Below are 20,466 nucleotides of genomic sequence, written 5' to 3' on the forward strand. Positions count from 1 at the left end.
TATATTGACAGGTTTATTGTGCATTAGCCTCCTTAATCGAATTGGGTAATTCGGAAGTGACTAACATCACAAATGCAGCATTTCTGTAGGGAAGAGTATGAAAACGCCCTTGATAAAAATCGACTGCAATCGCTCCTTTCTCTAGATGGCGATAATGCCCTTCTAAAGGTTGCTCTGCGTCTTGTGTCCAATAATCGCCCGCTTTTATATGGCGAAAATAATCAGTAGAAAGCATTGCTTGCTGAGGTTTATCTTGAGTTTGTAAAATTGCTTCTACTTCTTGTTTTGTCGGTAAGCGCCAGCCTGTTACTTGGCAAAGCCCGTGTTGATTGGTTTTACGAACCAAGTCTTGAGTATCACATCGTTCAGACTCAAAATAACAATCGCCGCTATTTTTTACGCCAATTTGGTCGTCGAACCACGAATAACTCCAGTAACCATCATGAATGGATTCATCGTCACGCTTCACTTCCCATAACAGATTTTCTTTTTCATCATAAACACAGGCCCAAGGCCCCTTCCATGCAGTTATCAACTGACCGTCATTACTGACTTTATAAAATCTATTTTCTAGGGGTATACTCGGCTCACGCTGAATTAAATGCCCAGCAGCTAAGCAAACCATAAAAAAACAGATAGAAAGTAATAATCGTTTAAGCATCATAACTTTCCTTTTTGCCTAAGCGCCGAGTAATTCAATTTCAATGGCCTCTGGTGACGAGTGTGTGCGATTTGCGCATGGTCAAAAGCGGCAACCCACAAACAAACGCCCTGCTCTAAAACCACGTCATATTCAGAACCTGTTTTGTTCCTTCTCGCGACTTCTAAAGTCCAATATCCATCTTGCCAATGACCTTTAGCTGTCACATCACCTCTATCTCCTTCAAAGCGGTTCGAGCGGTAAAGCACTGAACTTAATAAAGTGCCTTCAGGGTAAGAATCGAGTAATGCCGCATAAGGGATACTTGAAAACCAGGGCATAACGGCTTGCTCAAGATCTTTATCTGCTCCTTGGTACATTTGCTGATATTCAGGTAAAGGCAAACGCTTAGGGGTGACTTTGTCTTTGCCATACCAAAGCCAATTCATTACATAGGCGCCACTTTCTTTACCATCCGCAAAGTAACCTGCTGTGTACCGCCTATCTCCGGGTTTTGCTATTTTGGGCTTCGCTATTACATTGTCATCCATTTGTACCATGTCATTAGTGCGAAGAGCTTTCCAATGCCAAAGGTCACGCACTCTGCCATCGAGCGCACCATGGTAGCCTTTGCCATGCCAATTAGCCGGCTTGCCTTTGATAGGTGACTTTCCTAAATGAGCCGTGCCGTCACCGCCATGGTCACAACTCTGACTAAGCAAAACTGCAAATTTATCTTCGTAATAGCGAGTTTCATTGAATGTATGGAATCCTTGCTGCTTAACTTGCCACTGTTGATTTAATTTAACCAATGGCAGGTGGGTTAGGCTTTTAGTCTCATCTTGCCAACGAAATAAGAAGTAGCTCTCGACATCGTTGCTGGCAATCTTTATTTCTACGGGTGTATGCCCGTTATTAAAGTTTGCCCCGCCGTAGGTGTTAATTGTTTTCCATTTGATGTTTTGCCAAAAAGGCTCTGAATCTTGCCCATCGATTGCAATAAAGTCTGAATGTTCAAGTGGTAACACCTGGAAGCTTAGAGATTTATTCTGATCAAAAATAAATACGCCAATACCTGCCAGCAAGCAAAAACTAATGAGATGCCATTTAAGTCTCACAATCGCTTTTATTTGGAAGAGTTTACCTACTAATTTTTTGCCTAGTGTTAAGAAGTATACGTAACTATGCAATATCAAGAAGAATATGATCGCTAAAGCACTCAAGTAATGAACGGTTGAAAGCCATACATTGGCTAAGTCTAACCATCGGGTAAATCCCGAGATTAAACAAAAAAGAAGAACGATATAGCCAAACCAATTTACTGATCGGTGATACTTATTATTTGTTGTTTTATGTTCAAACCTTAAACGGTAAAGAATAAAACAGGCACTCGCTAAAGCAAGTGTAACGCCAGAATAATAGTGAACTGTGTGCATTTTACCTTGCGGCAAAATAGGAGCTAGAAATGAAAAGTGATCATACTGTAACAAACTGACTCTCAAACCTGTTGTCAAAGAGAGTGTTACGGAAATCAGAACGATTAAATGCAGAATAATAAAAAGGTGTCGATTGGCTCTTTTCACTTGCAAACTGTTTATCCACTTTGCTGTATCAAAATTGGAGCCACACCCTAAATGAATTAATTTACAAAAAAATTACATTTCTCTTATATTTTTATGTGTAATAATTCAATCACACCTAAACAAAATGGAATAAGTGACAAAAAAATAGTTAAATAATCGTTAACTGTTGCCAAATACCCCTAATTCCCCATAGTATTCAAATAAATCATCTACAATAAAAATAATAACCCGGGAGGTGATATTTATGAGAATGCGCCAAAAGTTGATTACCAGTTTTGTATTAACCGTGATTGTCCCTATCTTAGCAATTTCAATTGTAAGCATTTCGCAAACCAATACCGAATCTTTAGAGCGCTTCATCGATAGCTCAAACAGTGAGATACGACAAGTCGAAAACACCTTCAATTTATTTTTTGATCAAATGAAAAATAATGCGCGATTTTTAGCGCAAAGTAGCACTGTTACTTCTGTTTCTGAAAACACATCTACTTACTTAGATGCCGAAAAAATGATGGATCCACGTTCAGCAGGAAAAGAAGAAGCTGAAATTTTTGAATTGTTTGAATCGTTCGGTCAAACGCATGAAGAACTCCTATTTGTTTATTTAGGCACCCAATATGGTGGTTTTATTCAATATCCTGCCGAACCTTTAGGAAATTACGACCCTCGTAAACGTCCTTGGTACAAACAAGTTACGCAAAATCCAAGTGAAGTCATTGTTACTGAGCCATATCAAGGTGTAACAGGACAGGCTATGGTGAGTGTGGCAACGGCAATTAAAAAGTCCGGGCAAACGATAGGTGTACAGTCGTTAGATGTCACCTTATCTACACTCACTGATATTGTGGGCAACATTCGTTTAGGTGGAACTGGGTACTTAATGTTATTGGATGGCCAAGGTACAGTCCTAGCAGACCCTAAAAACCCTGATAACAACTTCAAATCAATTAACAAATTAAACTCACCTATTTTCAATGCAATTAAAACCAACAAAAACCAACCTTTGATCAATATCGAATCAAGTAATAAAACCATGGTTGCTCAGTTGTATCATTCAGAGGAATTAAATTGGACGTTTGTCGCAATCATTGATGAAGACGAAATTCTTTCATCAGCTTACAACATGTCTTATAGCATCAGTATCATTGCTGTGATTATGTTAATCGTATTTGTCATTATTGCAGTGGTGTTAGCTAATAAAATTGTCTACCCAATCGAAATGGTATCAGAAGGCTTAAAAGAAATAGCACAAGGCGAAGGTAATTTATCGAAACGCCTTAAAGTGATTGGTAACGATGAAATCAGCGAACTTGCCTCATGGTTCAACCAGTTCTTAAACTCAATAAATGAATTAGTTAAAGACATTCAGAACAATGCAGCCACTTTAAACGACGAAGCGCAAAGCTCAAAATCACGTATCAGTGAGATTCGACAACGCTGCCAAACGCAACTAGACCAAGCGCAGCAAGCAACACATACTACTGAATCTGTAGAAAGCATGGCCATAACCATTAGCCAAAACTGTGGTGATGCGTTGAATGCGATCGAAACGACTGATTCTCATGCTCAAAACGGTAATGATTTGATTAAGCAAACGGTTTCACAAGTTGCACAGCTTCATGGTTCTTTGGGCGAATCAGCTGGTGCTATGAGTGACCTAGAAAAGCAATCAAATAACATCACCAATATTCTAGAAGTAATCAGAAATATCGCAGAACAGACTAATTTATTAGCACTCAATGCCGCTATCGAAGCCGCCCGTGCAGGAGAACAAGGTCGAGGTTTTGCGGTAGTTGCCGACGAAGTTAGAACACTAGCCCAACGTTCTCATGATGCGACACAAGATATTGAAAAAGTACTAACCGAACTGATTGACCAAACAAGAAGTGTTTCACAACAAATGACATCTAGTGTCGCTGATTCAGAACAAGCCATTGAATGCTCGGAACAAGCACATCAAAGTTTTGACGAAATCGCTGAATCTGTTCGTTTAGTACAAAACTTTATTGCGCAAATTGCTGAGCAAGCAAAACAGCAAGGTGATACAGCAAGTGAGACTAAACATACTATTTCTGGGGTTAATGATTCAGCTCAGCATGTAGGCGAAGCTGCTGATAACCTCTCTTCTGGAGCAACTCAGTTAGTAGAACTTGCACATAGCCTTAACAGGCTTGTTGGTCGATTTGATATAAACTAACTAAATTGAGTGAAGCCTTCTTTTAGCTTCACTCAATTCTTATACTGAAATGTTTAATCACGCTTTCTCTGTCTTGTTTTAATTTTTCAACCAGACCTTCAGGTACTTCTGTGTCGGGAGCATATTTGGTACTCCATACAATCATATCTAACAGTATTGGCAGCATATCAATGCCCTTTTCTGTCAATTTATAAAGTTTTTTCCTTTTATCTTGCTCACTAGCACGTTTTGAAATAAGCCCTTCTTGCTCAAGCTTTTCTAAACGCGTGGATAAAATATTAGTCGCCATTTTTTCATCAGAATTTTGTAAATCTGAATAAATTTCTTTTCCAAAAAAGAGCATGTCTCTTAAGATCAACAAGCTCCATTTATCGCCTACCAAGTCTAGCACTTTCGAAATTGGACAGTCAGAACGTTTCATAAGTTATTTCCTCATTTGTAAATTCCATTGTAATTTAACTTGCATTTTGAAAGTTAAATACATACAGAGAAATTCATATGACATCGCCTAAAATTCAATTTAATAAATTAGTAAAACCACACTGGACTGAAGACGACAATCGAAAAGCATCACTAGCTGTAGAGTTTGTTCAGCTTCTTATGAATGATCATCACTTTGATGAAGTGTTAGCTATTATGGAAAAAGTGGTTATTAACAACATAATCAAACCATCGCTGATGGTATTGAAGGTGTTATTTCAGCAATCAGAACACTGACAAAAAATGCCCCAGAACTTAGTTACTATGTTAAAAACATTTTTGTAAATGGGAATTATGTAATCTTGCACTCTCATGTCAATTTAAAAGCGAAACATCGCAATAATCTGAAACAAGGATTCAATATCATTGATACATGGAAAGTCGAAAATAACGACCTCGTTGAGCACTGGGACGCAGTGCAAGGGATCAGTTTTTCTATGCGTTTATACGCCCTACTGACCGGCGGAAAAATACTAAACAAAAATGGGATCTTCTAGACACAACTCAGGTTTGACATATTTTCCGATTGTTTTGATTAAAAAATTCTTATTGATAGCCATTAAGCTTAGTAACTCAATTTACTTTTTTAGCAAAAAGTGTTCTTATTTTTAATACAAATTAAAATCTTAACTTTAGGTATTTTATGCTTTTTTCGACCACTGAAACCATCCCAGGAAAAGAAATAGAAAGTATCGTTGGTGTTGTCACTGGCAACGTCGTTCAAGCAAAACACATTGGCCGTGACATCATGGCTGGCTTAAAGGGAATTGTCGGTGGAGAGATCCGAGGCTACACCGAAATGTTAAGTGAAGCGCGAGACATTGCGATTGAACGTTTAGTGCAAAGTGCGGCTGACAAAGGTGCTGACGCCATCGTCGGTATTAGATTTACAACCAGTACCATTATGGATGGTTCTTCTGAAATTATGGTTTTTGGTACAGCAGTTAAACTTAAACCATGATTAATCAGCAAGACATTACTTTAAGAGACTTTGTTATTTCTGACAAAACTCAATTGATATCAGTATTAAATCACCCTGATGTAACTCGCTATTTATTTAGCAAAATACCTTCTCCTTACACAGAAGAGGATGCACACTGGTGGATCAACGAAGGTAGTAAACAGGGTTTAGTAAAAGCGGTTTGCTATCAAGGTAAATTTGTTGGCTGTATAGGCGTAAGCCCTGGTGAGTTTGAATACCAGCGCGCAGGTGAATTAGGTTATTGGTTAGATAATGCGTATTGGGGAAAAGGTATTATGTCCCAAGCTATCGAGTTAATAACTGCCGAAGTTTTTAGAACAACGCCTATTGTCAGAATTTTTGCCGCAGTATTTGAACCAAACATGCCTTCAAAGAAAGTGTTGCTTAAATCCGGATTCCACCAAGAAGCAGTTTTGAAAAGTGCGATATTTAAAGATGGAACATTTTACGATAATCACTTGTTCGTAAAGTTGAAAATCTAGATTAATTTATTGAGTTCAAGACTAAGTCAGCGTACATCACTGAAACTAATAGACAGTGTCAAAATTTTATCAAAGTAAAATGAAGCACTTGCAGGCACTTACAAATTCACAACCATTAAAAGGAGAATTAGATGAAAATAGATAAATACACCTTACTCTGGCTGGGCTCTATTGCCTGCTACCTTCTGATAACAGCAATCGGAGTACTAGATTTTGAGTTAGTTACTCTCGCAGCCATCTCAAATATCACAATGCTTCCTTTTTTGTTTAATTCGAAAAATGGTATAACCGAGTATCGAAAACAACAAATCGTAAAAGATCCAATTAATCATCTTACTTTTAACGACAACGCATTAAATATTGGGTCTGACAGCGTACCTGTGCAGCAAATCAGAAAGGTTGCAATGGATACTTGTGGAGAAACCAGTTTTTTTTCATTGCCTTATAATCAAATAAAACCCGGTGTTGTGCCAGCATTAGAATTTCCATCAGAGCAATTTGAAGATGTGAAATCTCACTTGAAGAAAGGCTTACCAGAAACTGTGATTTTTATTTCTTAATGGCTAACAAGGACAGTCGTATTCATCATTTTTCAAAAAATCACAAAACAACGAAATAAACTTGATACATTAACTGTCTTATTCTGCTCGGATATGAGAAAAAGGCCTGAATATTGAAATCAAGCGTTCTGACATTTATTGCGCTTATTGCATTCGCAGGGAACTCTATATTGTGCAGAATTGCATTAGGCGAAAAACAAATAGATGCCGCAGGATTTACCGTGGTCCGTCTAATTTCTGCCGCTATATTCTTATATTTTTTGGTTTTCTTTAACAAGCGTACTGATAAGTCACCTCTGAATTATGGTAGTTGGTGGTCATCAATTATGCTGTTTATCTATGCAATTTGTTTTTCTTTTGCCTATGTCACTTTAGATACTGGCACAGGTGCATTAGTACTTTTTGGTTCAGTACAACTTTGCATGTTAACTATTTCTAAGTTATCAGGAGAGCGCTTCTCATCGCTTACATTGTTAGGCTTGTTGACTGCACTTATCGGGTTTATCTATCTGGTATTTCCAACGTTGACAACTCCCTCTCTCATTGGGTTTGTTCTTATGTCGTTATCTGGGGTCGCGTGGGGTTTATATACACTTGCAGGTAAAGGAGCAAAACAACCAAGAGCAGAGACTTCTATGAATTTCATCAGAGCTCTGCCATTAGCACTTATAGCACTGCCATTCGTTGACTTCAGCAGTATCACAACTAAAGGTCTAATCGTTGCAATGATATCTGGTATTGTCACATCAGGTATCGGTTACATAATTTGGTATAAGGCTTTGCCTTTGTTAACTGGCATACAAGCGGCTGTCTCTCAGCTACTAGTACCGGTTATCGCTGCTATTGGTGGTCTTTTGTTTTTATCGGAGCCTATATCAACACGCCTTATAATAGCTTCCCTTCTTATTTTAGGGGGCGTTTTATTAGTCTTGCTTGAGAAATCTAAAAAATAAATCACCATACTAATTTTTCGTTATTAAACCATGAGAATAAATTGTAATATTCCGACTTTTAAGCTGGACTTCATATGGCTTGGTTATATTTAAGTATTGCAATTATTTCAGAAGTTATCGGCACACTGGCTTCAAAAGTATCAGATGGTTTTAACAATCTTACTGCAAGCGCTATTTGTATTATTGCCTACTGTGTTGCTTTTTATTACCTGTCTTTAGTTGTAAAGGAAGTGCCTGTTGGCGTTGCATATGCAGTTTGGTCTGGGGCAGGCATTGTCCTTGTTACAGCTTTGGGAAGTATCTTCTTTAAACAAATGCCTAATATTCCTACTTTATTAGGTATGGCATTGATCATTTTAGGTGTTATTATTATCAATATCTTTTCTAAAAATACGACTCACTAAATAAAAGTTGGTTCATCACTCAGTTTAGTTTCTTAGTCATGTCTTTTTAGCGCAACCATAATCTCTTCACATTTTTCAGCTAGTTTATTGATAATCTTCGAATTTGGAAAATGTTATGTTATTTACTAAGCTACTCGCAAATAGACTGTTTTTGCTTTTTATCAGCCTTATTGTTACTGGCATCATTGGTACGTTGATGGTCCATGAACTCGAACTCATGTTTTCCGAACTTAGCCATGAAACTTTGGCCCAGCTAAAAGAAGATGAAGAAGGTATCGCGATCTTGCTGGTCGGATTCGGAGTACTTTTAGAAGGCAGACATATTTTACAAAACTGGATCGCAGGCCATGAAGTAGAAGCGACTGAAACGACTCATTTATGTGAATATTATGGGTTTATTTTACTGGCTCTAGGCCTTTTCATTGAGATATTTGACCAAATCACTAACTTAATTCATAGCCCACAGGTGGTTTTTTGGACTGAAGTATTAGTTAACTATCCTATTAATCTTTATGCGATGTTCTTGTTATTCAAAATCATTGTTGCTCTTGCAAATCCACAAGCTGATGCGAAACTTGCTCATTAATTCAAATACGATAGCTGTGAGTGAATTTCGCAGCTATCGTTCAGTTTAGCCCATACTAGAAAAGACAGCTTCCATTTTATCTTTTGCATTTGCAATGCTGACTTCTTTACTAGGCATATTCAAACCCTCAGCATAAATGAACTCAACGTCTGTAATCCCTAAAAGCGCAAAAAACGATTTAACATGTGTAGTTTGTGAGTCATTATCAGTCCCTGCATAAATTCCGACACGTGCAGCTAACACTACCACTTTTTTATTTACTATCAGGCCAACAGGGCCTTGTTCTGTGTATTTAAACGTCACACCCGCTCTGGCGATTCTATCCATCTAAGCTTTAAACTGTGAAGGCACACCAAAGTTATACATAGGTAAGCCAATAACCAGTATATCGCTTTGTTGTACTTCTTTTATCAAATTATCAGATAAATCAGCCAGTGATTTTTGTTCATCGTTTCTCTGCGCTTCAGGCGTCATCCAAGCAAGCATTTCTGTTTGCTTCAAGTGTTCCATCGGCTCTTTAACTAGGTCACGGTGTGAAACTGTTAACTCGAACTTTTTTGACAATCTGTCGACAAACTCATTGCTCAAGATATAAGAATTTCCAGCGTCATGATTAATTGATGTGTTAATTTATAACCTGAGTTTTGGGTAATAAATCTATCTCCAGCGGCTATTTTTAATGCTTACTGCGTTGAATTAACTCGCAATAGACTAGCTATTGACTCGTTAATTCGCCTTGTTAGCCCTAAAAGATTCCGGCTGCAGGGTTGAACAAATTTACAAATTCAATATCAATAAACTGCTAAATCTCTTAACCAAAGCTCAGGTTAAAACATTTTTCATCTGTATTTACCTTAAATCATTCCATTAACACCAGTCTAAGCTGGGCAGCAAAGGTTAAACAGCTATAAATTTTGAACACTCTAATCAAAATTTTTGAATAGATTAAAATGGTATTTTGCATCTATGCTGTAAATAGTTAATCACCTGATTTGAGCTACTTATGACATTAAAATTATCCGCAAAAGAGCATGATATCGGTGGTCTAAACGTAAAACGTTTACTTCCCCACATGAAAAAGCGCATGGTTGGACCATTTATATTTTTCGACCACATGGGCCCGACTTCATTTTCTCAAGGTGAGGGAATTGATGTTAAACCGCATCCACACATTGGTCTTTCTACTTTGACTTATTTAGTTGAAGGTAAAATTTTACATAAAGATTCATTGGGTAATAACTTAGAAATCGCACCTGGTGATGTGAATTGGATGACAGCTGGCACAGGTATTACCCACTCTGAGAGAGAAAGCGTCGAAACAAGAGCAAGCGACCATAGTCTAAACGGCTTGCAATCTTGGATTGCCTTACCAGCACAGCATGAAGATATTGCGCCTTCATTTACGCATGTGAAGCGAGAAGCCCTACCGCAAATAGTTAAAGATGGTGTTATGACTCGCCTTATAGCAGGTGATGCATATGGCTTAAGCTCACCAATTAAAACTTATACAGAAATGTTTTATCTAGATGTAATTGGTGCTCAAAGTAAAACAATTGACGTACCCAATCCAGACTTTGAAACCGCACTCTATGTTTTATATGGTCAAGTCATTGTCAACGAAGAGACTATCTCGCCCTATGAGCTTGTATTATTAAATGATACTGAAACAACGATTGAGTTTTCTAAAAACAGCCGTGTTATTTTACTGGGTGGAGAAAAATGGCAGCATGTGCCTTATATTCATTGGAACTTTGTCTCGTTTAATAAAGAAAAAATAGAACAAGCAAAGCAAAACTGGATAGATGGTAAATTTCCAGAGATCCCATCAGATAACCTTGAGCGTGTGGAGTATTAAGGATAAACCTCCCTCAGCCAGATTTAAAACTGAGGGAATCGCTTTTCTAAGGGAATGAATATCGAATAATACGTTTTAAGACAGAGCCATATTGTCGCCAAAATCCACCCGTATTGTAGTGAATACCGTGCTGCTGAAAGATTTGTTGTACTTTCGGGGCTATTTCTGGGTAACGCTTCGCCGGTAAGTCTGGAAACAAATGGTGTTCAATCTGAAAGCTTAAATGCCCTGTTAAAATGTGAAACCATGTGCGACCTTTCAGGTTTGATGAGCCCAAAGCTTGTCGATAATACCACTGCCCTTTGCTTTCATTTTTACACTCTTCTTCAGTGAAAGTATGAACATGCTCCGTAAAATGACCGCAAAAAATAATGGTTGAAGTCCATAAGTTTCTTAATAAATTTGCTATTAAGTTACCACAAAAAACCCATAGAAAAAGCGGCCCTGCTAGAAGTGGAAAAATAACATAATCTTTAACCAGTTGCTTAGCCCCTTTGCTAAAGAAGCGCTTTTTAAGCTCTGCATGTGACACTTTATTATCTCGGTTGTCTTTCTTTTTACCAAAGAAAACCCGCTCAGCCGCCATCTCATGATAAGACACGCCCCACTGAAAAAGCACACTCAGTAAAACGTAAGTAATAAACTGCCAAAGGTTTTTTACACGCCACCTGAAGTCATTCGATAACCTCAAAAGGCCATAACCAAAATCTCTGTCTTTACCGATGATATTGGTATAAGTGTGATGTTCATAGTTATGTACCCTGTTCCAACTACTGCCATCACAGGCAATATCCCATTCATAGGCGCGAGAATTAATGAACTTGTCGTTCATCCAGTCATATTGACCATGCATCACGTTATGACCAATTTCCATGTTGTCTAAGATCTTGCCGACCGCAAGACTTATGACCCCCACGACCCACAGTAATGGCTGCCAGAATCCTAACATCAATAAAATTCTGCCGCTCCACTCAAATACTCTCTGCCAAACAATGACTTTACGAATGTAATTAGCATCATCTTGCCCCACTTTCGCCTGAGCTTGTTGTTTTACTTCATCAAGTTGCAAAGCTAACTGTTCAAAATTTACTTGTTTCATAGTTCTAACTCCAAATCTGTCACGGCTTGAGAAACACACAATTGGATCAGCTCTTCGCTGTTATCTGATAAGCGTCCATCACGCATATCTTTTACAATACCCTTCTTTTTCACACACTGACATTGATGGCAAATACCCATACCACAGCCATATATCACAGACTTATTTTGTGATTGAAATTCACTTAATAAAGAATCTTGGTTGCTGACTTCTAAGTCACCATGATTGAGTTTTACTGTGAATCTTGCAGCTTCATTTAATGATTTAGTTGGCTTAATTGCTTGAAAGTGTTCTGCTCTGATGGGTATTTGACGTGACTTACAAAACTCCTCAGCTTCAACGAACATTTCTTCAGGTCCACAGACGAGGAGTTCATCGGTATGCTCTACTGAAACATATTTGGTAAATGAGCCATGTTCACTACGATTAAGTAATTCAAAGCTAAAATTAGGGAGTCTAGTTAAAAGCTTCTCTAATACATCCACCAGTAAATGCGAATTAGGCTTCGCGTAATACAATAAATGGACGTGTTGGTGCATGTTTGTCTGTAAGTCATTCAACATTGCAATGAATGGGGTAATACCAGAGCCGCCTGCTAAAAGTGTCGTATGATTGCTTTGCTCATCAAATATGAATTCACCCATTGGGTTTGAAATATTGACCCAACTATTCATAGCTAACTCGCCAAGATACGGAGTAAAGTTACCCTCATCATGAGTGCGGATCACCAAATCAAATAAGCCTGTTTCTTTTAATTTTTTCGCGCTAGACGCGATGGTGAATACCCGAGAAATCAGCCGACCTTGTTGCTCTATTGTCAAAGAAATGTGTTGACCGGCTATGTGTAGAGGCCATTTCCTCTCAGGTTTTAAGGTTATTTTAAGCGCATTTTCGCTAAGTATTCGAATACCTTTAACCTGTGCCCTAAAAAAGCCGCTTCTCCAAGCAGGCTTAAATACTTGTAAAACAGGTTCGAAATAACCTGATAAGTCTCTGTGATGAAATAAATTGTTTGAAATAAATTGTGAGATATTTTGCATGTCCAAACCATTTTAGCTTACACGTGTACGCCCATTGAGCGAACAAGTGTAAGCTCAAAAAAATTAAATGCAAATATTTTGGTTAATTACTTTAGAATATCGAATTAGTTTGTGAATTTTCATCAACAGATCTTTAATTTGTTCAAAACTCATTATCCAATGTAAAATTAATCGAATTTTATTAAATCTGACTTCAGAAGAAATATGTAGATTTTGGAAAATAGAAAAATTTCTGCGTCTTAGTTAAGTTGAATTTAGAATTTAAACTCTTATGAAGAATAATTTAATTAAAAGATAATAAATCAAATAAATTGAAGCTCTCTACGAGAAATAAAGTAAAACCTTTCTTTGTTAAGCAAAGTTTGGATCATAAAAATTATATCTTTCAGCAATCCAAACACACCTTTAAAACGTACTTATTGACTCTATTTGGAGCGATACATGTACTTAGAAAAAGAAACTTTGAATCTACCAATTCCCCCAGAAAACTCGCTAGACGAGCAACAAAAACAGTTTTACCGTAAAGACCCTCAAAAATTCTTAAAGAGCATTGATTTTATTCACGCATCAATAAAGTATATGGTCGACAACCACATAGAAAAAATCAATGTTACCAACAAACAGACCATATTCATTTATGATAATGGCACACAAGAATTTTGGATTGAATGCAATAAAAATAGAAAAAATTTTAAGTTTCAAATTATAGAAGAATCGCCAGTTATCTTAGATGACAATGAATACATCACTATTTGTAAACTTGCACACTTGGTGAGACAAGATCAATTGAGATACTTCTAGTATTTATCATAAAAAGCTTTGCCATCTATTTTCATTAGCTGGTTCCACAATTCTTCAGATAGATTTGGATAAAGCGAGTAAAACTGGTGGCTGAAAACTAAATAACCATAATTTTCTACAATCGGGATTTTATTTTCGACGAATTTTATTGGTAGGTTTTTATGTTGGCAATCACTCAGTGAAATACCTACTCGACCATTAAAAAGTAACTCGTGGGCTTGCTTAACCGACACGGTCTCATAGATTTGAAAACCTTTTTTCTTTAAATCTTCAACAAGTGAATAGCCTCTAGGCACAGAAATACCTTGTGGCATGTCTACTAATAATTCATGACCATTCCATTTTAAAGGCACATTTTTTTTATGGATAAAACAAGTTGCAGTGCTTGAAATTGCTCGATCATTATCGAGCTCATTTTTTGTGGTTTTAGGGTACTTTGCAAACGCCTCTCTGCTTGCTGAATACCTAGCAATCAATGTATCAACTTTGCCTAACTTTAAGTCATTTAAACAACGCTTCCATGGCTCACGAACAAACTCAATTTGTACTTTTGAGGACATTTCATCAAGCTTTTGCATAATCTCAATTGCTGCACCTGGTTTTTCGCTAGGTGTGAAGACACCTTCACCACGATAATGAGGCAAAAGCTCTTTACTCTCATAACAAAACTTTAACGTTGTTGCCTGGGCCGTTACGCAAGCAAACAAACAGATTAAATGCAAAAAACGTTTAAGCATGTGATTTTTAAACTTGTGCAATTACTGTAATTTTAGCCCTATATTTCACAATGAACAGGTATTTTTAATCTATTAATTTAAATCAGCGCATCGCAAACTGTCACAATTACATCATCAAAACATCATAAAACATATGCTCTAATCACTGGTATAGACCAGTTGGAGTTTTTATGAAAAATAATTATTTATTACTTACCCCCGGCCCTCTCAGTACATCTAAAACAGTAAAAGAAGCCATGTTACAAGATTGGTGCACTTGGGATGACGACTACAACGTTGAGATTGTAGAAAAAATTAGAACCCAATTATGTTCGCTTGCCGGTAGCACTGAACTATTAACTGCCACTTTAATGCAAGGCAGTGGCACCGCTTCTGTTGAAGCGGCCCTAGGTACTTTTATCTCAAAAAAAGACACCTTACTTGTTATAAATAATGGTTCTTATGGTGCGCGTATTAAACAAATCTCAGACTATCTCAAAATCAATGTCATTAGGCTTGATTTTGCAGAGACACACTATCCTGACGTTGCCCAAATTGAGCAAACGCTAAAAGAAAACCCACATATAAGTCATGTTGCCATGGTTCATTGTGAAACGACTACTGGCATGCTTAACCCACTAGATACTGTCGCAGAACTTGTGAACCATTACAAAAAAACTTTTATTGTAGATGCGATGAGTAGTTTTGGTGGAATACCCATCGATATGATAAAGCTAGGTATTGATGTTTTAATTAGCTCTTCGAATAAGTGCATTCAAGGTGTTCCTGGCTTTGGTTTTGTGATCTGCAAACGCGCATTGATTTCACAGTGCAAAGGCAATGCACACTCTCTATCTTTAGATCTGTATGATCAATGGCAAACTATGGAACAAAATAGTGGTAAATGGCGCTTTACTTCACCTACACACGTAGTGAGAGCATTTGCACAGGCAATGATTGAACTTGAACAAGAAGGAGGGATTGATGCAAGGTATAGCCGCTATAAATCAAACCAGTCTTTACTTGTCAGTGGTATGAGAGAGCTTGGCTTTGAGACACTTTTGCCTGCTCCGTTGCATTCACCAATAATTACCTCGTTTTATTCACCTAACGAACCTGAATATGACTTTAAACAATTTTATGAAAGGCTAAAGTCGCTTGGCTACGTTATCTATCCAGGAAAAGTGTCAGACGCTGATTGCTTTAGAATAGGCAACATTGGTGAAGTGTATCAAAAAGATATAGAAAGCTTACTTCAAGCCGTTTATGAAGCGAAATACTGGTAGTCTTTATTATCTTTAATTGAAAAATTTTCCGGAAAGTAAAGCAAAAGCATATTTATAAATAATCAATCGCTTTTGCTTTTTTCGTTATCCAAAGTCTTCCAAGTTTTAACTTCCTTCCACTACCATTTCAATACAATCATGTAGCCAGAATTCAATGTTAAAGTCGACCAAATTATCTTCGTAATCATAACGCGCCCTTTGCACTTTTAAGCAAGGCGTACCGCTATTTTTTTCAAGTAATTCAGCCGCATAATCAGGAAGCACAGTGACGCTGATGTTGCACTGTTCATGAGAAACATCAACCTGATAATGCTGTTTCATAACATCAGTGATTGATCCATTTAAAACTTGTTTTTCTAAGTGATTAAAACGCGCTGCAAGACAGTGAATCTCTTCAACTAGTACACCTCTTCCATCTAAATATCGAGCTCGAGTCAGTTTGTAAATTGGCTTATCATCAAAGTGAGTAAATGCAATGCTGTGCTCATTGGAAGGAGCCATCAGTTCGATGACTTTGGTAGAAGGCTTAAACTCTTGAGATTCAGATAAAGCGTTAAAATTCACTTTGCGTGCTGGTTGCCATTTTAGCTTTTCAGGGGTAACAAACCAGCCTCGGCGTTTTTGACTGTAGATCACCCCTTCAGATTCTAACCTAGCTAACGCTTCTCTCACAGTGATCCTTGTAGAGTTGAACTGCTCTTGCAAACTGCGCTCCGAAGGAAGTTTAGAACCGGCTTTTAAACGCCCCTCATTGACCAAGTTTTGAATATGATTTCGGATGATTTGATACAACAACATAAGCAACTTATTTAACTAACTATTTAATTTACTGAACAGTACTAGCTTACTGCAGTTTTATGACAAACAGAATCTGGTGATAATTTGAATAAAGCGAATTTGTTGTCTAAGTTCTACTAATTAAACTGACATCTTAGCGTGAAGTAATTCAGAAACATTAGCTTACACAAATAAATATCTTCCACCTTAATAGTTTTGTGATTTTATTATATATAATTATTTAATTATCGTCATTTTTAAATCATTTAATCCTGATTAATAGAATTTTCTTTTTTTCAATTTATTTACCTACCTATCTGTGTTTTCAGTTTGTTTTATTGCATTTTGAACCAAGCTCATGAAAACGATCAATTCACAATTGCAGTAATAGGTAAAACCAAAAATGATTCATTTTACGAACAATCTTTCAAAGGCTGCCTAAATTTTGCCAGCAAGGTTAATAATCTTAAATATATTTATGATGGCGCTGATGATTATCAAGATGTCAGAACTCAGTCTTTAGTGATTAGTGAATTGGCAGAGCAAAGTGTAGATGCTTTTTTAGTCTCAACCACTGACTCTGAATATTTAGTGACGCATGCCCTCAAGAACTTAAAAAAGAAAAATTTTCCTGTCATCACATTCGATTCTGATTTATTGCCCAAACATCAGCAATACCGACTTGCATACATAGGTAATAATAATTTTGATTTTGGTGTCGCCTTGGGAGAGCTTGCAAATAAATACAAAACAGACGAAAAACAAAGTATTTGTCTTCAGTCTGGTCATCAAACAACCCCAAATCTGAATGCCCGCCTTCCAGGGGTGCGTCATGCATTATCTGGTCAAAGTAAAAAGCGTCTATCTGGCAACAGTGGTTGGGTAGAACATCCTCGCTGCCCGCTTTATACCATGGGGAAAAGACATGCCTCGTTGGAACAAGTAGAGCGCTTTTCTCCTCTAAAAAATCCGCCAATCTTCTTGGCTGTGGCAGGATTTGCTCAGTTTAACCCTGACTATATAGAGACGATGAAAGCAGTAAAAGGTAAAATAGCCGACGGTAACTTTGTGATGATCTCAGCCGACACTGAGCAAATTCAACTTGATGCACTTAAGCACGGTCTATCAACTGTGAATCTAGGACCAAAGCCTTTTGAGATGGGCAAGAAAAGCGCCGAGCTAATGTACAACTACCTTACGCAGGGCGCAAAACCTGAACTAGACAAATACTATTTAGATTATCGCCTATGCGATAAATCTAATTTTTAGACCTGTACAGTCAATTATTAATTTCTCGTGTAAACGGATAAGATCGGAAACTTGTTTTCCCCAAAATTCAAAGTAATAGACTGTGTTTCATTGCCATTGAAAGGCTGTTTAAAGTTTATGGGGGAATATCTTGAACCGTCTGCAAACAACGCCATGATGTGTTTTGCTTGTAATTCTCTGCGACCGCTCGACTGGTTGGTAATGGTTAAAATTCCCCATCGCTCACCATTGTCGTTGCTCATCAAAACAAAATGGTCGATGTTAAATTCACTCTCGTCTGGGTATATATTTGAGTCGTTTTCAAAAGCAAATTTAACTTGGCCGACATCGACTCTATCCAAAGACAAAACATCATTGTTTGCAGCTAAACTAAAGCTCGAAATAAGCAATAATATTAAAACAGCGTAATTATACATATCCTAATGCACCTCAAATCAAATTGCCTTTATAACAACTGAAATATGAATCCTCTCTTAATTTACCTATCTAGATTACAAATACAAGGCTATATAATTGTCACACTCGAATATTGTTGCTATTTATTAACTGACGTATCAACTTTAGCGGCTGTTCCACTATATTTACTCAGATAAATATCCCAAAGTTTAGCTTGTTTTCCTAAGTCCTCAGCATATTCCTTTCGCCTAATAGCATTTCGCACCATGTATGCCCCTAAGCTTCTAATTGGCTCAACAGGAAATTGTGCAATTGGCTGATTAACTAAGCCACAATCTCGCCACTTATCTGCTTTGTTCAAAATTAAACTCGCCAAAATGTTACCGCCAAGGTAACTCTGCACGACGCCATTACCTGAGTATCCGCTGCCATAGTAAATGTTTTCCTGAGTGTTTAATTGCCCAAAAAAAGGCAGTCCACTGACACTTCTATCAGAGGGTCCTGTCCAACTTCTTTCGATTTCTAAGCCGCTATGATTAAAAAAATATTGCCAGTAATGCTTCATCATTTCCAAATATCTACTCGGCTGATCAAACCTCTTTGACACATGATTTGCATAGCTAAAATAGTTGCCGCCTTTGCCAAGCATTAGTCTGCCTGATGGCGTGGTTCGATAATAATTTACGAAAATTCGGCTATCTATAATTGGAGCGCCATGGTTTAGCCCCATAGCTTTAATTGTTTCTAGGTTAGCTTTGCTGATAACCATATCACTTGAAACTAACACCACAGAACGCGCAAATTGTGGCTCAAGCATAGGGAGCCAAGCATTCACTGCAAACACCATTTTATTGGCTTTGATCATGCCTCTGTCAGTTTTTATATTTAAAGTTTCATCGCCCTGATAGTGAATATACTTGGTCCGTTCATATACTTTCACACCAAGTTCCTTGGCTACTCTAAATATACCTCGGACTAATTTGGCTGGTTGAACACTGCCAGCATGAGGCGAAAATATTGCAGATAAATTCGCTTTTGACCCCGTCATCACAAGCTTATCTTGTGTAACACTTTGCCAAGCATTAAGTTGATGTGAAGCAAGTAAATCCAGCACAGGCTCAAAGGCATTTTGCTGTGAGGCGTTCGATGCCGTATAAAACGTACCATCAACTCGACAATCACAGTCAATACCATACTTTTCAGCGAACGCTTTAATGTCATGTACTGCTTGTTCGGAGACTTTGACCAAATTCATCGCCCGCTCTAAACCGACTTGCTTAATTAAGCTGCCAAACTTTGTAGACCAGGTGAGCATAGCACCGCCATTTCTGCCTGAAGCACCTTGTCCGCATAAGTCCTTTTCAATAATCACAACATCAAGTTCAGGCTTTGTTAGTTTCAGATTAATTGCTGTCCAAAGCCCTGTAAAACCTCCACCAATAATACATACATCTGTGGTTATATCATGAGTCAAATGTGAGGCAGATTTTTCATCTGCCTCAGTCATCACCTCATCGAACCAAAAAGGCACATAGCGCATTAAGGTCTTTCTCCTCTTGCTATTCTGGCTTCTATCGCATGTAAAATCGGCTCAATATCAGCGAGCGAATCAATAACATAATGGGCACCCGCCGAAGTCAATTGCGCATAAGCTTTGCGAGTAAGCGACGCCTGTGTTGCTTCACTCTCATTTACCCACTCCTGCTCGCTCAAGCCAATGGCATTACCTGTAATGGCGATGCCTACGGTCCACATTCCTGCATTTAACCCTTCACTAATACCATGTACTGAATCATCTACCTTTACGCAGGCACTTACTCGAGAAATACCCAGTTTTTGTACATTTTCTAATGCCATCCAAGGCCCGGGACGAGAGCCGGCTTCGCACTCATCACTTGCAACCACACAATCAGGTTTATAACCATATTCTGCCGCTGCAGGCACCAATACATCCATCACAGGTTTTGGATACCCTGAGCAACTGCCTATTTTGACGTTATCGGATTGCAATCGATGTATCACTGCTAGAACGCCTTCAATTGGTGCAGCACGGTCAGCTACTTTAGCCTGCTGTAAGGGCATAAATGTATTGTAAATTTGGTCGACATCCTCTTTATTAGGCAAACGACCGAATTGATTTTGCCAACGAACTTGGATAGAGCCTATATTCAATAAAGTATGAATATGGTCCCATTTCCCCATTCCCATCGGGCCTCGAGCTTCTTCAAGACTAATCTCAAAATCAAAGCCTTGCTTAAAAGCCTCAACAAAAATACTCGTGGGTGCGATTGAGCCATAATCCACAACTGTGCCCGCCCAATCTAAAATTAGCGCTTCAATATGTTTCATTTTGATGTTTC

Annotated in this window: 23 protein-coding genes and 1 pseudogene; 13 read left to right on the forward strand and 11 right to left on the reverse strand. The window is 37.9% G+C overall.

Annotated features, from left to right (window positions below; genetic code table 11):
• Positions 1–13: 13 nt before the first annotated feature.
• Both ACGHEH_RS10850 and ACGHEH_RS10855 read right to left on the reverse strand, forming a co-directional pair.
• A complete protein-coding gene (locus ACGHEH_RS10850) occupies positions 14–664 on the reverse strand; it encodes a DUF1566 domain-containing protein (RefSeq protein WP_390445080.1) in 651 nt (216 codons plus the stop codon).
• On the reverse strand, positions 661–2,076 hold the full coding sequence (locus ACGHEH_RS10855) for an ethylbenzene dehydrogenase-related protein (protein WP_390445082.1): 1,416 nt from the start codon (positions 2,074–2,076) through the stop codon (positions 661–663). Before ACGHEH_RS10855 ends, ACGHEH_RS10850 begins: the two co-directional genes overlap by 4 nt.
• Before the next feature lie 391 nt (positions 2,077–2,467).
• On the opposite strand from ACGHEH_RS10855, the gene ACGHEH_RS10860 reads away from it, so the two are divergent.
• Positions 2,468–4,420, forward strand: a complete 1,953-nt coding sequence (locus ACGHEH_RS10860; RefSeq protein WP_390445085.1) for a methyl-accepting chemotaxis protein — start codon at positions 2,468–2,470, stop codon at positions 4,418–4,420.
• Between the two features lie 28 nt (positions 4,421–4,448).
• Here ACGHEH_RS10860 and ACGHEH_RS10865 read toward each other — a convergent pair whose 3' ends face one another.
• Complete coding sequence (locus ACGHEH_RS10865) at positions 4,449–4,841, reverse strand: winged helix-turn-helix transcriptional regulator (protein WP_390445088.1); 393 nt, start codon at positions 4,839–4,841, stop codon at positions 4,449–4,451.
• Between the two features lie 77 nt (positions 4,842–4,918).
• Here ACGHEH_RS10865 and ACGHEH_RS10870 point away from each other — a divergent pair, with 77 nt between their 5' ends.
• The 8 genes from ACGHEH_RS10870 (at position 4,919) to ACGHEH_RS10905 (ending at position 8,867) form a co-directional block, all read left to right on the forward strand.
• The gene (locus ACGHEH_RS10870; RefSeq protein ID WP_390445090.1) at positions 4,919–5,137 is read left to right on the forward strand and encodes a hypothetical protein; all 219 of its coding nucleotides are present in this window, start codon (positions 4,919–4,921) and stop codon (positions 5,135–5,137) included.
• 65 nt (positions 5,138–5,202) lie between these two features.
• Positions 5,203–5,397 (forward strand): hypothetical protein, encoded by a 195-nt coding sequence (locus ACGHEH_RS10875; RefSeq protein WP_390445093.1) that lies wholly within the window; start codon positions 5,203–5,205, stop codon positions 5,395–5,397.
• A 146-nt stretch (positions 5,398–5,543) separates the two neighbouring features.
• Entirely contained in the window at positions 5,544–5,861 is a 318-nt protein-coding gene (locus tag ACGHEH_RS10880; RefSeq protein ID WP_138482474.1) for a heavy metal-binding domain-containing protein, read from the forward strand.
• Entirely contained in the window at positions 5,858–6,364 is a 507-nt protein-coding gene (locus ACGHEH_RS10885) for a GNAT family N-acetyltransferase (protein ID WP_390445096.1), read from the forward strand. The genes ACGHEH_RS10880 and ACGHEH_RS10885 overlap by 4 nt, the downstream gene beginning before the upstream one ends.
• 131 nt (positions 6,365–6,495) lie before the next feature.
• Positions 6,496–6,924, forward strand: a complete 429-nt coding sequence (locus ACGHEH_RS10890; protein WP_390445099.1) for a hypothetical protein — start codon at positions 6,496–6,498, stop codon at positions 6,922–6,924.
• A gap of 113 nt (positions 6,925–7,037) precedes the next feature.
• On the forward strand, positions 7,038–7,877 hold the full coding sequence (locus tag ACGHEH_RS10895; RefSeq protein ID WP_390445102.1) for a DMT family transporter: 840 nt from the start codon (positions 7,038–7,040) through the stop codon (positions 7,875–7,877).
• Between the two features lie 74 nt (positions 7,878–7,951).
• A complete protein-coding gene (locus ACGHEH_RS10900) occupies positions 7,952–8,281 on the forward strand; it encodes a DMT family transporter (RefSeq protein WP_390445104.1) in 330 nt (109 codons plus the stop codon).
• A 115-nt stretch (positions 8,282–8,396) separates the two neighbouring features.
• The gene (locus tag ACGHEH_RS10905) at positions 8,397–8,867 is read left to right on the forward strand and encodes a hypothetical protein (RefSeq protein WP_390445107.1); all 471 of its coding nucleotides are present in this window, start codon (positions 8,397–8,399) and stop codon (positions 8,865–8,867) included.
• Between the two features lie 45 nt (positions 8,868–8,912).
• Here ACGHEH_RS10905 and ACGHEH_RS10910 read toward each other — a convergent pair.
• A pseudogene (locus ACGHEH_RS10910) lies at positions 8,913–9,497 on the reverse strand (FMN-dependent NADH-azoreductase).
• A 373-nt stretch (positions 9,498–9,870) separates the two neighbouring features.
• Between ACGHEH_RS10910 and ACGHEH_RS10915 the strand changes: the two are divergent.
• Positions 9,871–10,722: a pirin family protein gene (locus ACGHEH_RS10915; protein ID WP_390445110.1), complete on the forward strand. Its 852-nt coding sequence runs from the start codon at positions 9,871–9,873 to the stop codon at positions 10,720–10,722.
• Between the two features lie 46 nt (positions 10,723–10,768).
• Here ACGHEH_RS10915 and ACGHEH_RS10920 read toward each other — a convergent pair whose 3' ends face one another.
• Both ACGHEH_RS10920 and ACGHEH_RS10925 read right to left on the reverse strand, forming a co-directional pair.
• Complete coding sequence (locus ACGHEH_RS10920; RefSeq protein ID WP_390445112.1) at positions 10,769–11,821, reverse strand: fatty acid desaturase family protein; 1,053 nt, start codon at positions 11,819–11,821, stop codon at positions 10,769–10,771.
• A complete protein-coding gene (locus ACGHEH_RS10925) occupies positions 11,818–12,861 on the reverse strand; it encodes a flavin reductase family protein (RefSeq protein WP_390445115.1) in 1,044 nt (347 codons plus the stop codon). Before ACGHEH_RS10925 ends, ACGHEH_RS10920 begins: the two co-directional genes overlap by 4 nt.
• A 441-nt stretch (positions 12,862–13,302) precedes the next feature.
• Here ACGHEH_RS10925 and ACGHEH_RS10930 point away from each other — a divergent pair, with 441 nt between their 5' ends.
• Entirely contained in the window at positions 13,303–13,662 is a 360-nt protein-coding gene (locus ACGHEH_RS10930) for a hypothetical protein (RefSeq protein WP_349287383.1), read from the forward strand.
• On the opposite strand, the gene ACGHEH_RS10935 is transcribed toward ACGHEH_RS10930, so the two are convergent.
• Entirely contained in the window at positions 13,659–14,306 is a 648-nt protein-coding gene (locus ACGHEH_RS10935; RefSeq protein WP_390445118.1) for a hypothetical protein, read from the reverse strand. The two genes, ACGHEH_RS10930 and ACGHEH_RS10935, sit on opposite strands and share 4 nt — an antisense overlap.
• Positions 14,307–14,569: 263 nt before the next feature.
• On the opposite strand from ACGHEH_RS10935, the gene phnW reads away from it, so the two are divergent.
• A complete protein-coding gene (phnW, locus tag ACGHEH_RS10940) occupies positions 14,570–15,664 on the forward strand; it encodes a 2-aminoethylphosphonate--pyruvate transaminase (protein ID WP_390445121.1) in 1,095 nt (364 codons plus the stop codon).
• 105 nt (positions 15,665–15,769) lie between these two features.
• On the opposite strand, the gene ACGHEH_RS10945 is transcribed toward phnW, so the two are convergent.
• A complete protein-coding gene (locus ACGHEH_RS10945) occupies positions 15,770–16,462 on the reverse strand; it encodes a UTRA domain-containing protein (RefSeq protein ID WP_390445124.1) in 693 nt (230 codons plus the stop codon).
• A gap of 324 nt (positions 16,463–16,786) precedes the next feature.
• On the opposite strand from ACGHEH_RS10945, the gene ACGHEH_RS10950 reads away from it, so the two are divergent.
• The gene (locus ACGHEH_RS10950; RefSeq protein WP_390445127.1) at positions 16,787–17,710 is read left to right on the forward strand and encodes a substrate-binding domain-containing protein; all 924 of its coding nucleotides are present in this window, start codon (positions 16,787–16,789) and stop codon (positions 17,708–17,710) included.
• 17 nt (positions 17,711–17,727) lie between these two features.
• On the opposite strand, the gene ACGHEH_RS10955 is transcribed toward ACGHEH_RS10950, so the two are convergent.
• The 3 genes from ACGHEH_RS10955 to phnX all read right to left on the reverse strand — a co-directional run bounded on the left by ACGHEH_RS10955 (position 17,728) and on the right by phnX (position 20,455).
• Positions 17,728–18,126, reverse strand: coding sequence for a hypothetical protein (locus ACGHEH_RS10955; RefSeq protein WP_349287387.1), 399 nt, complete (start codon positions 18,124–18,126; stop codon positions 17,728–17,730).
• Between the two features lie 119 nt (positions 18,127–18,245).
• Positions 18,246–19,646, reverse strand: coding sequence for an FAD-dependent oxidoreductase (locus ACGHEH_RS10960; protein ID WP_390445130.1), 1,401 nt, complete (start codon positions 19,644–19,646; stop codon positions 18,246–18,248).
• Positions 19,646–20,455 (reverse strand): phosphonoacetaldehyde hydrolase, encoded by an 810-nt coding sequence (gene phnX, locus ACGHEH_RS10965; protein ID WP_390445132.1) that lies wholly within the window; start codon positions 20,453–20,455, stop codon positions 19,646–19,648. Before phnX ends, ACGHEH_RS10960 begins: the two co-directional genes overlap by 1 nt.
• Positions 20,456–20,466 lie beyond the last annotated feature (11 nt).

The sequence above is a fragment of the Pseudoalteromonas sp. MTN2-4 genome, assembly GCF_042848605.1.
In the GTDB taxonomy this organism is placed as follows: domain Bacteria; phylum Pseudomonadota; class Gammaproteobacteria; order Enterobacterales; family Alteromonadaceae; genus Pseudoalteromonas.

Bases quoted from the DNA above. Each gene is read 5' to 3' on its own strand.
- ACGHEH_RS10860 (WP_390445085.1), top strand. From the start codon at position 2,468: ATGAGAATGCGCCAAAAGTTGATTACCAGTTTTGTATTAACCGTGATT.
- ACGHEH_RS10890 (WP_390445099.1), top strand. From the start codon at position 6,496: ATGAAAATAGATAAATACACCTTACTCTGGCTGGGCTCTATTGCCTGC.
- ACGHEH_RS10880 (WP_138482474.1), top strand. From the start codon at position 5,544: ATGCTTTTTTCGACCACTGAAACCATCCCAGGAAAAGAAATAGAAAGT.
- phnW (WP_390445121.1), top strand. From the start codon at position 14,570: ATGAAAAATAATTATTTATTACTTACCCCCGGCCCTCTCAGTACATCT.
- ACGHEH_RS10930 (WP_349287383.1), top strand. From the start codon at position 13,303: ATGTACTTAGAAAAAGAAACTTTGAATCTACCAATTCCCCCAGAAAAC.
- ACGHEH_RS10905 (WP_390445107.1), top strand. From the start codon at position 8,397: ATGTTATTTACTAAGCTACTCGCAAATAGACTGTTTTTGCTTTTTATC.
- ACGHEH_RS10900 (WP_390445104.1), top strand. From the start codon at position 7,952: ATGGCTTGGTTATATTTAAGTATTGCAATTATTTCAGAAGTTATCGGC.
- ACGHEH_RS10920 (WP_390445112.1), bottom strand. From the start codon at position 11,821: ATGAAACAAGTAAATTTTGAACAGTTAGCTTTGCAACTTGATGAAGTA.
- ACGHEH_RS10915 (WP_390445110.1), top strand. From the start codon at position 9,871: ATGACATTAAAATTATCCGCAAAAGAGCATGATATCGGTGGTCTAAAC.
- ACGHEH_RS10955 (WP_349287387.1), bottom strand. From the start codon at position 18,126: ATGTATAATTACGCTGTTTTAATATTATTGCTTATTTCGAGCTTTAGT.
- ACGHEH_RS10885 (WP_390445096.1), top strand. From the start codon at position 5,858: ATGATTAATCAGCAAGACATTACTTTAAGAGACTTTGTTATTTCTGAC.
- ACGHEH_RS10850 (WP_390445080.1), bottom strand. From the start codon at position 664: ATGATGCTTAAACGATTATTACTTTCTATCTGTTTTTTTATGGTTTGC.
- phnX (WP_390445132.1), bottom strand. From the start codon at position 20,455: ATGAAACATATTGAAGCGCTAATTTTAGATTGGGCGGGCACAGTTGTG.
- ACGHEH_RS10855 (WP_390445082.1), bottom strand. From the start codon at position 2,076: ATGCACACAGTTCACTATTATTCTGGCGTTACACTTGCTTTAGCGAGT.
- ACGHEH_RS10925 (WP_390445115.1), bottom strand. From the start codon at position 12,861: ATGCAAAATATCTCACAATTTATTTCAAACAATTTATTTCATCACAGA.
- ACGHEH_RS10865 (WP_390445088.1), bottom strand. From the start codon at position 4,841: ATGAAACGTTCTGACTGTCCAATTTCGAAAGTGCTAGACTTGGTAGGC.
- ACGHEH_RS10870 (WP_390445090.1), top strand. From the start codon at position 4,919: ATGACATCGCCTAAAATTCAATTTAATAAATTAGTAAAACCACACTGG.
- ACGHEH_RS10945 (WP_390445124.1), bottom strand. From the start codon at position 16,462: ATGTTGTTGTATCAAATCATCCGAAATCATATTCAAAACTTGGTCAAT.
- ACGHEH_RS10960 (WP_390445130.1), bottom strand. From the start codon at position 19,646: ATGCGCTATGTGCCTTTTTGGTTCGATGAGGTGATGACTGAGGCAGAT.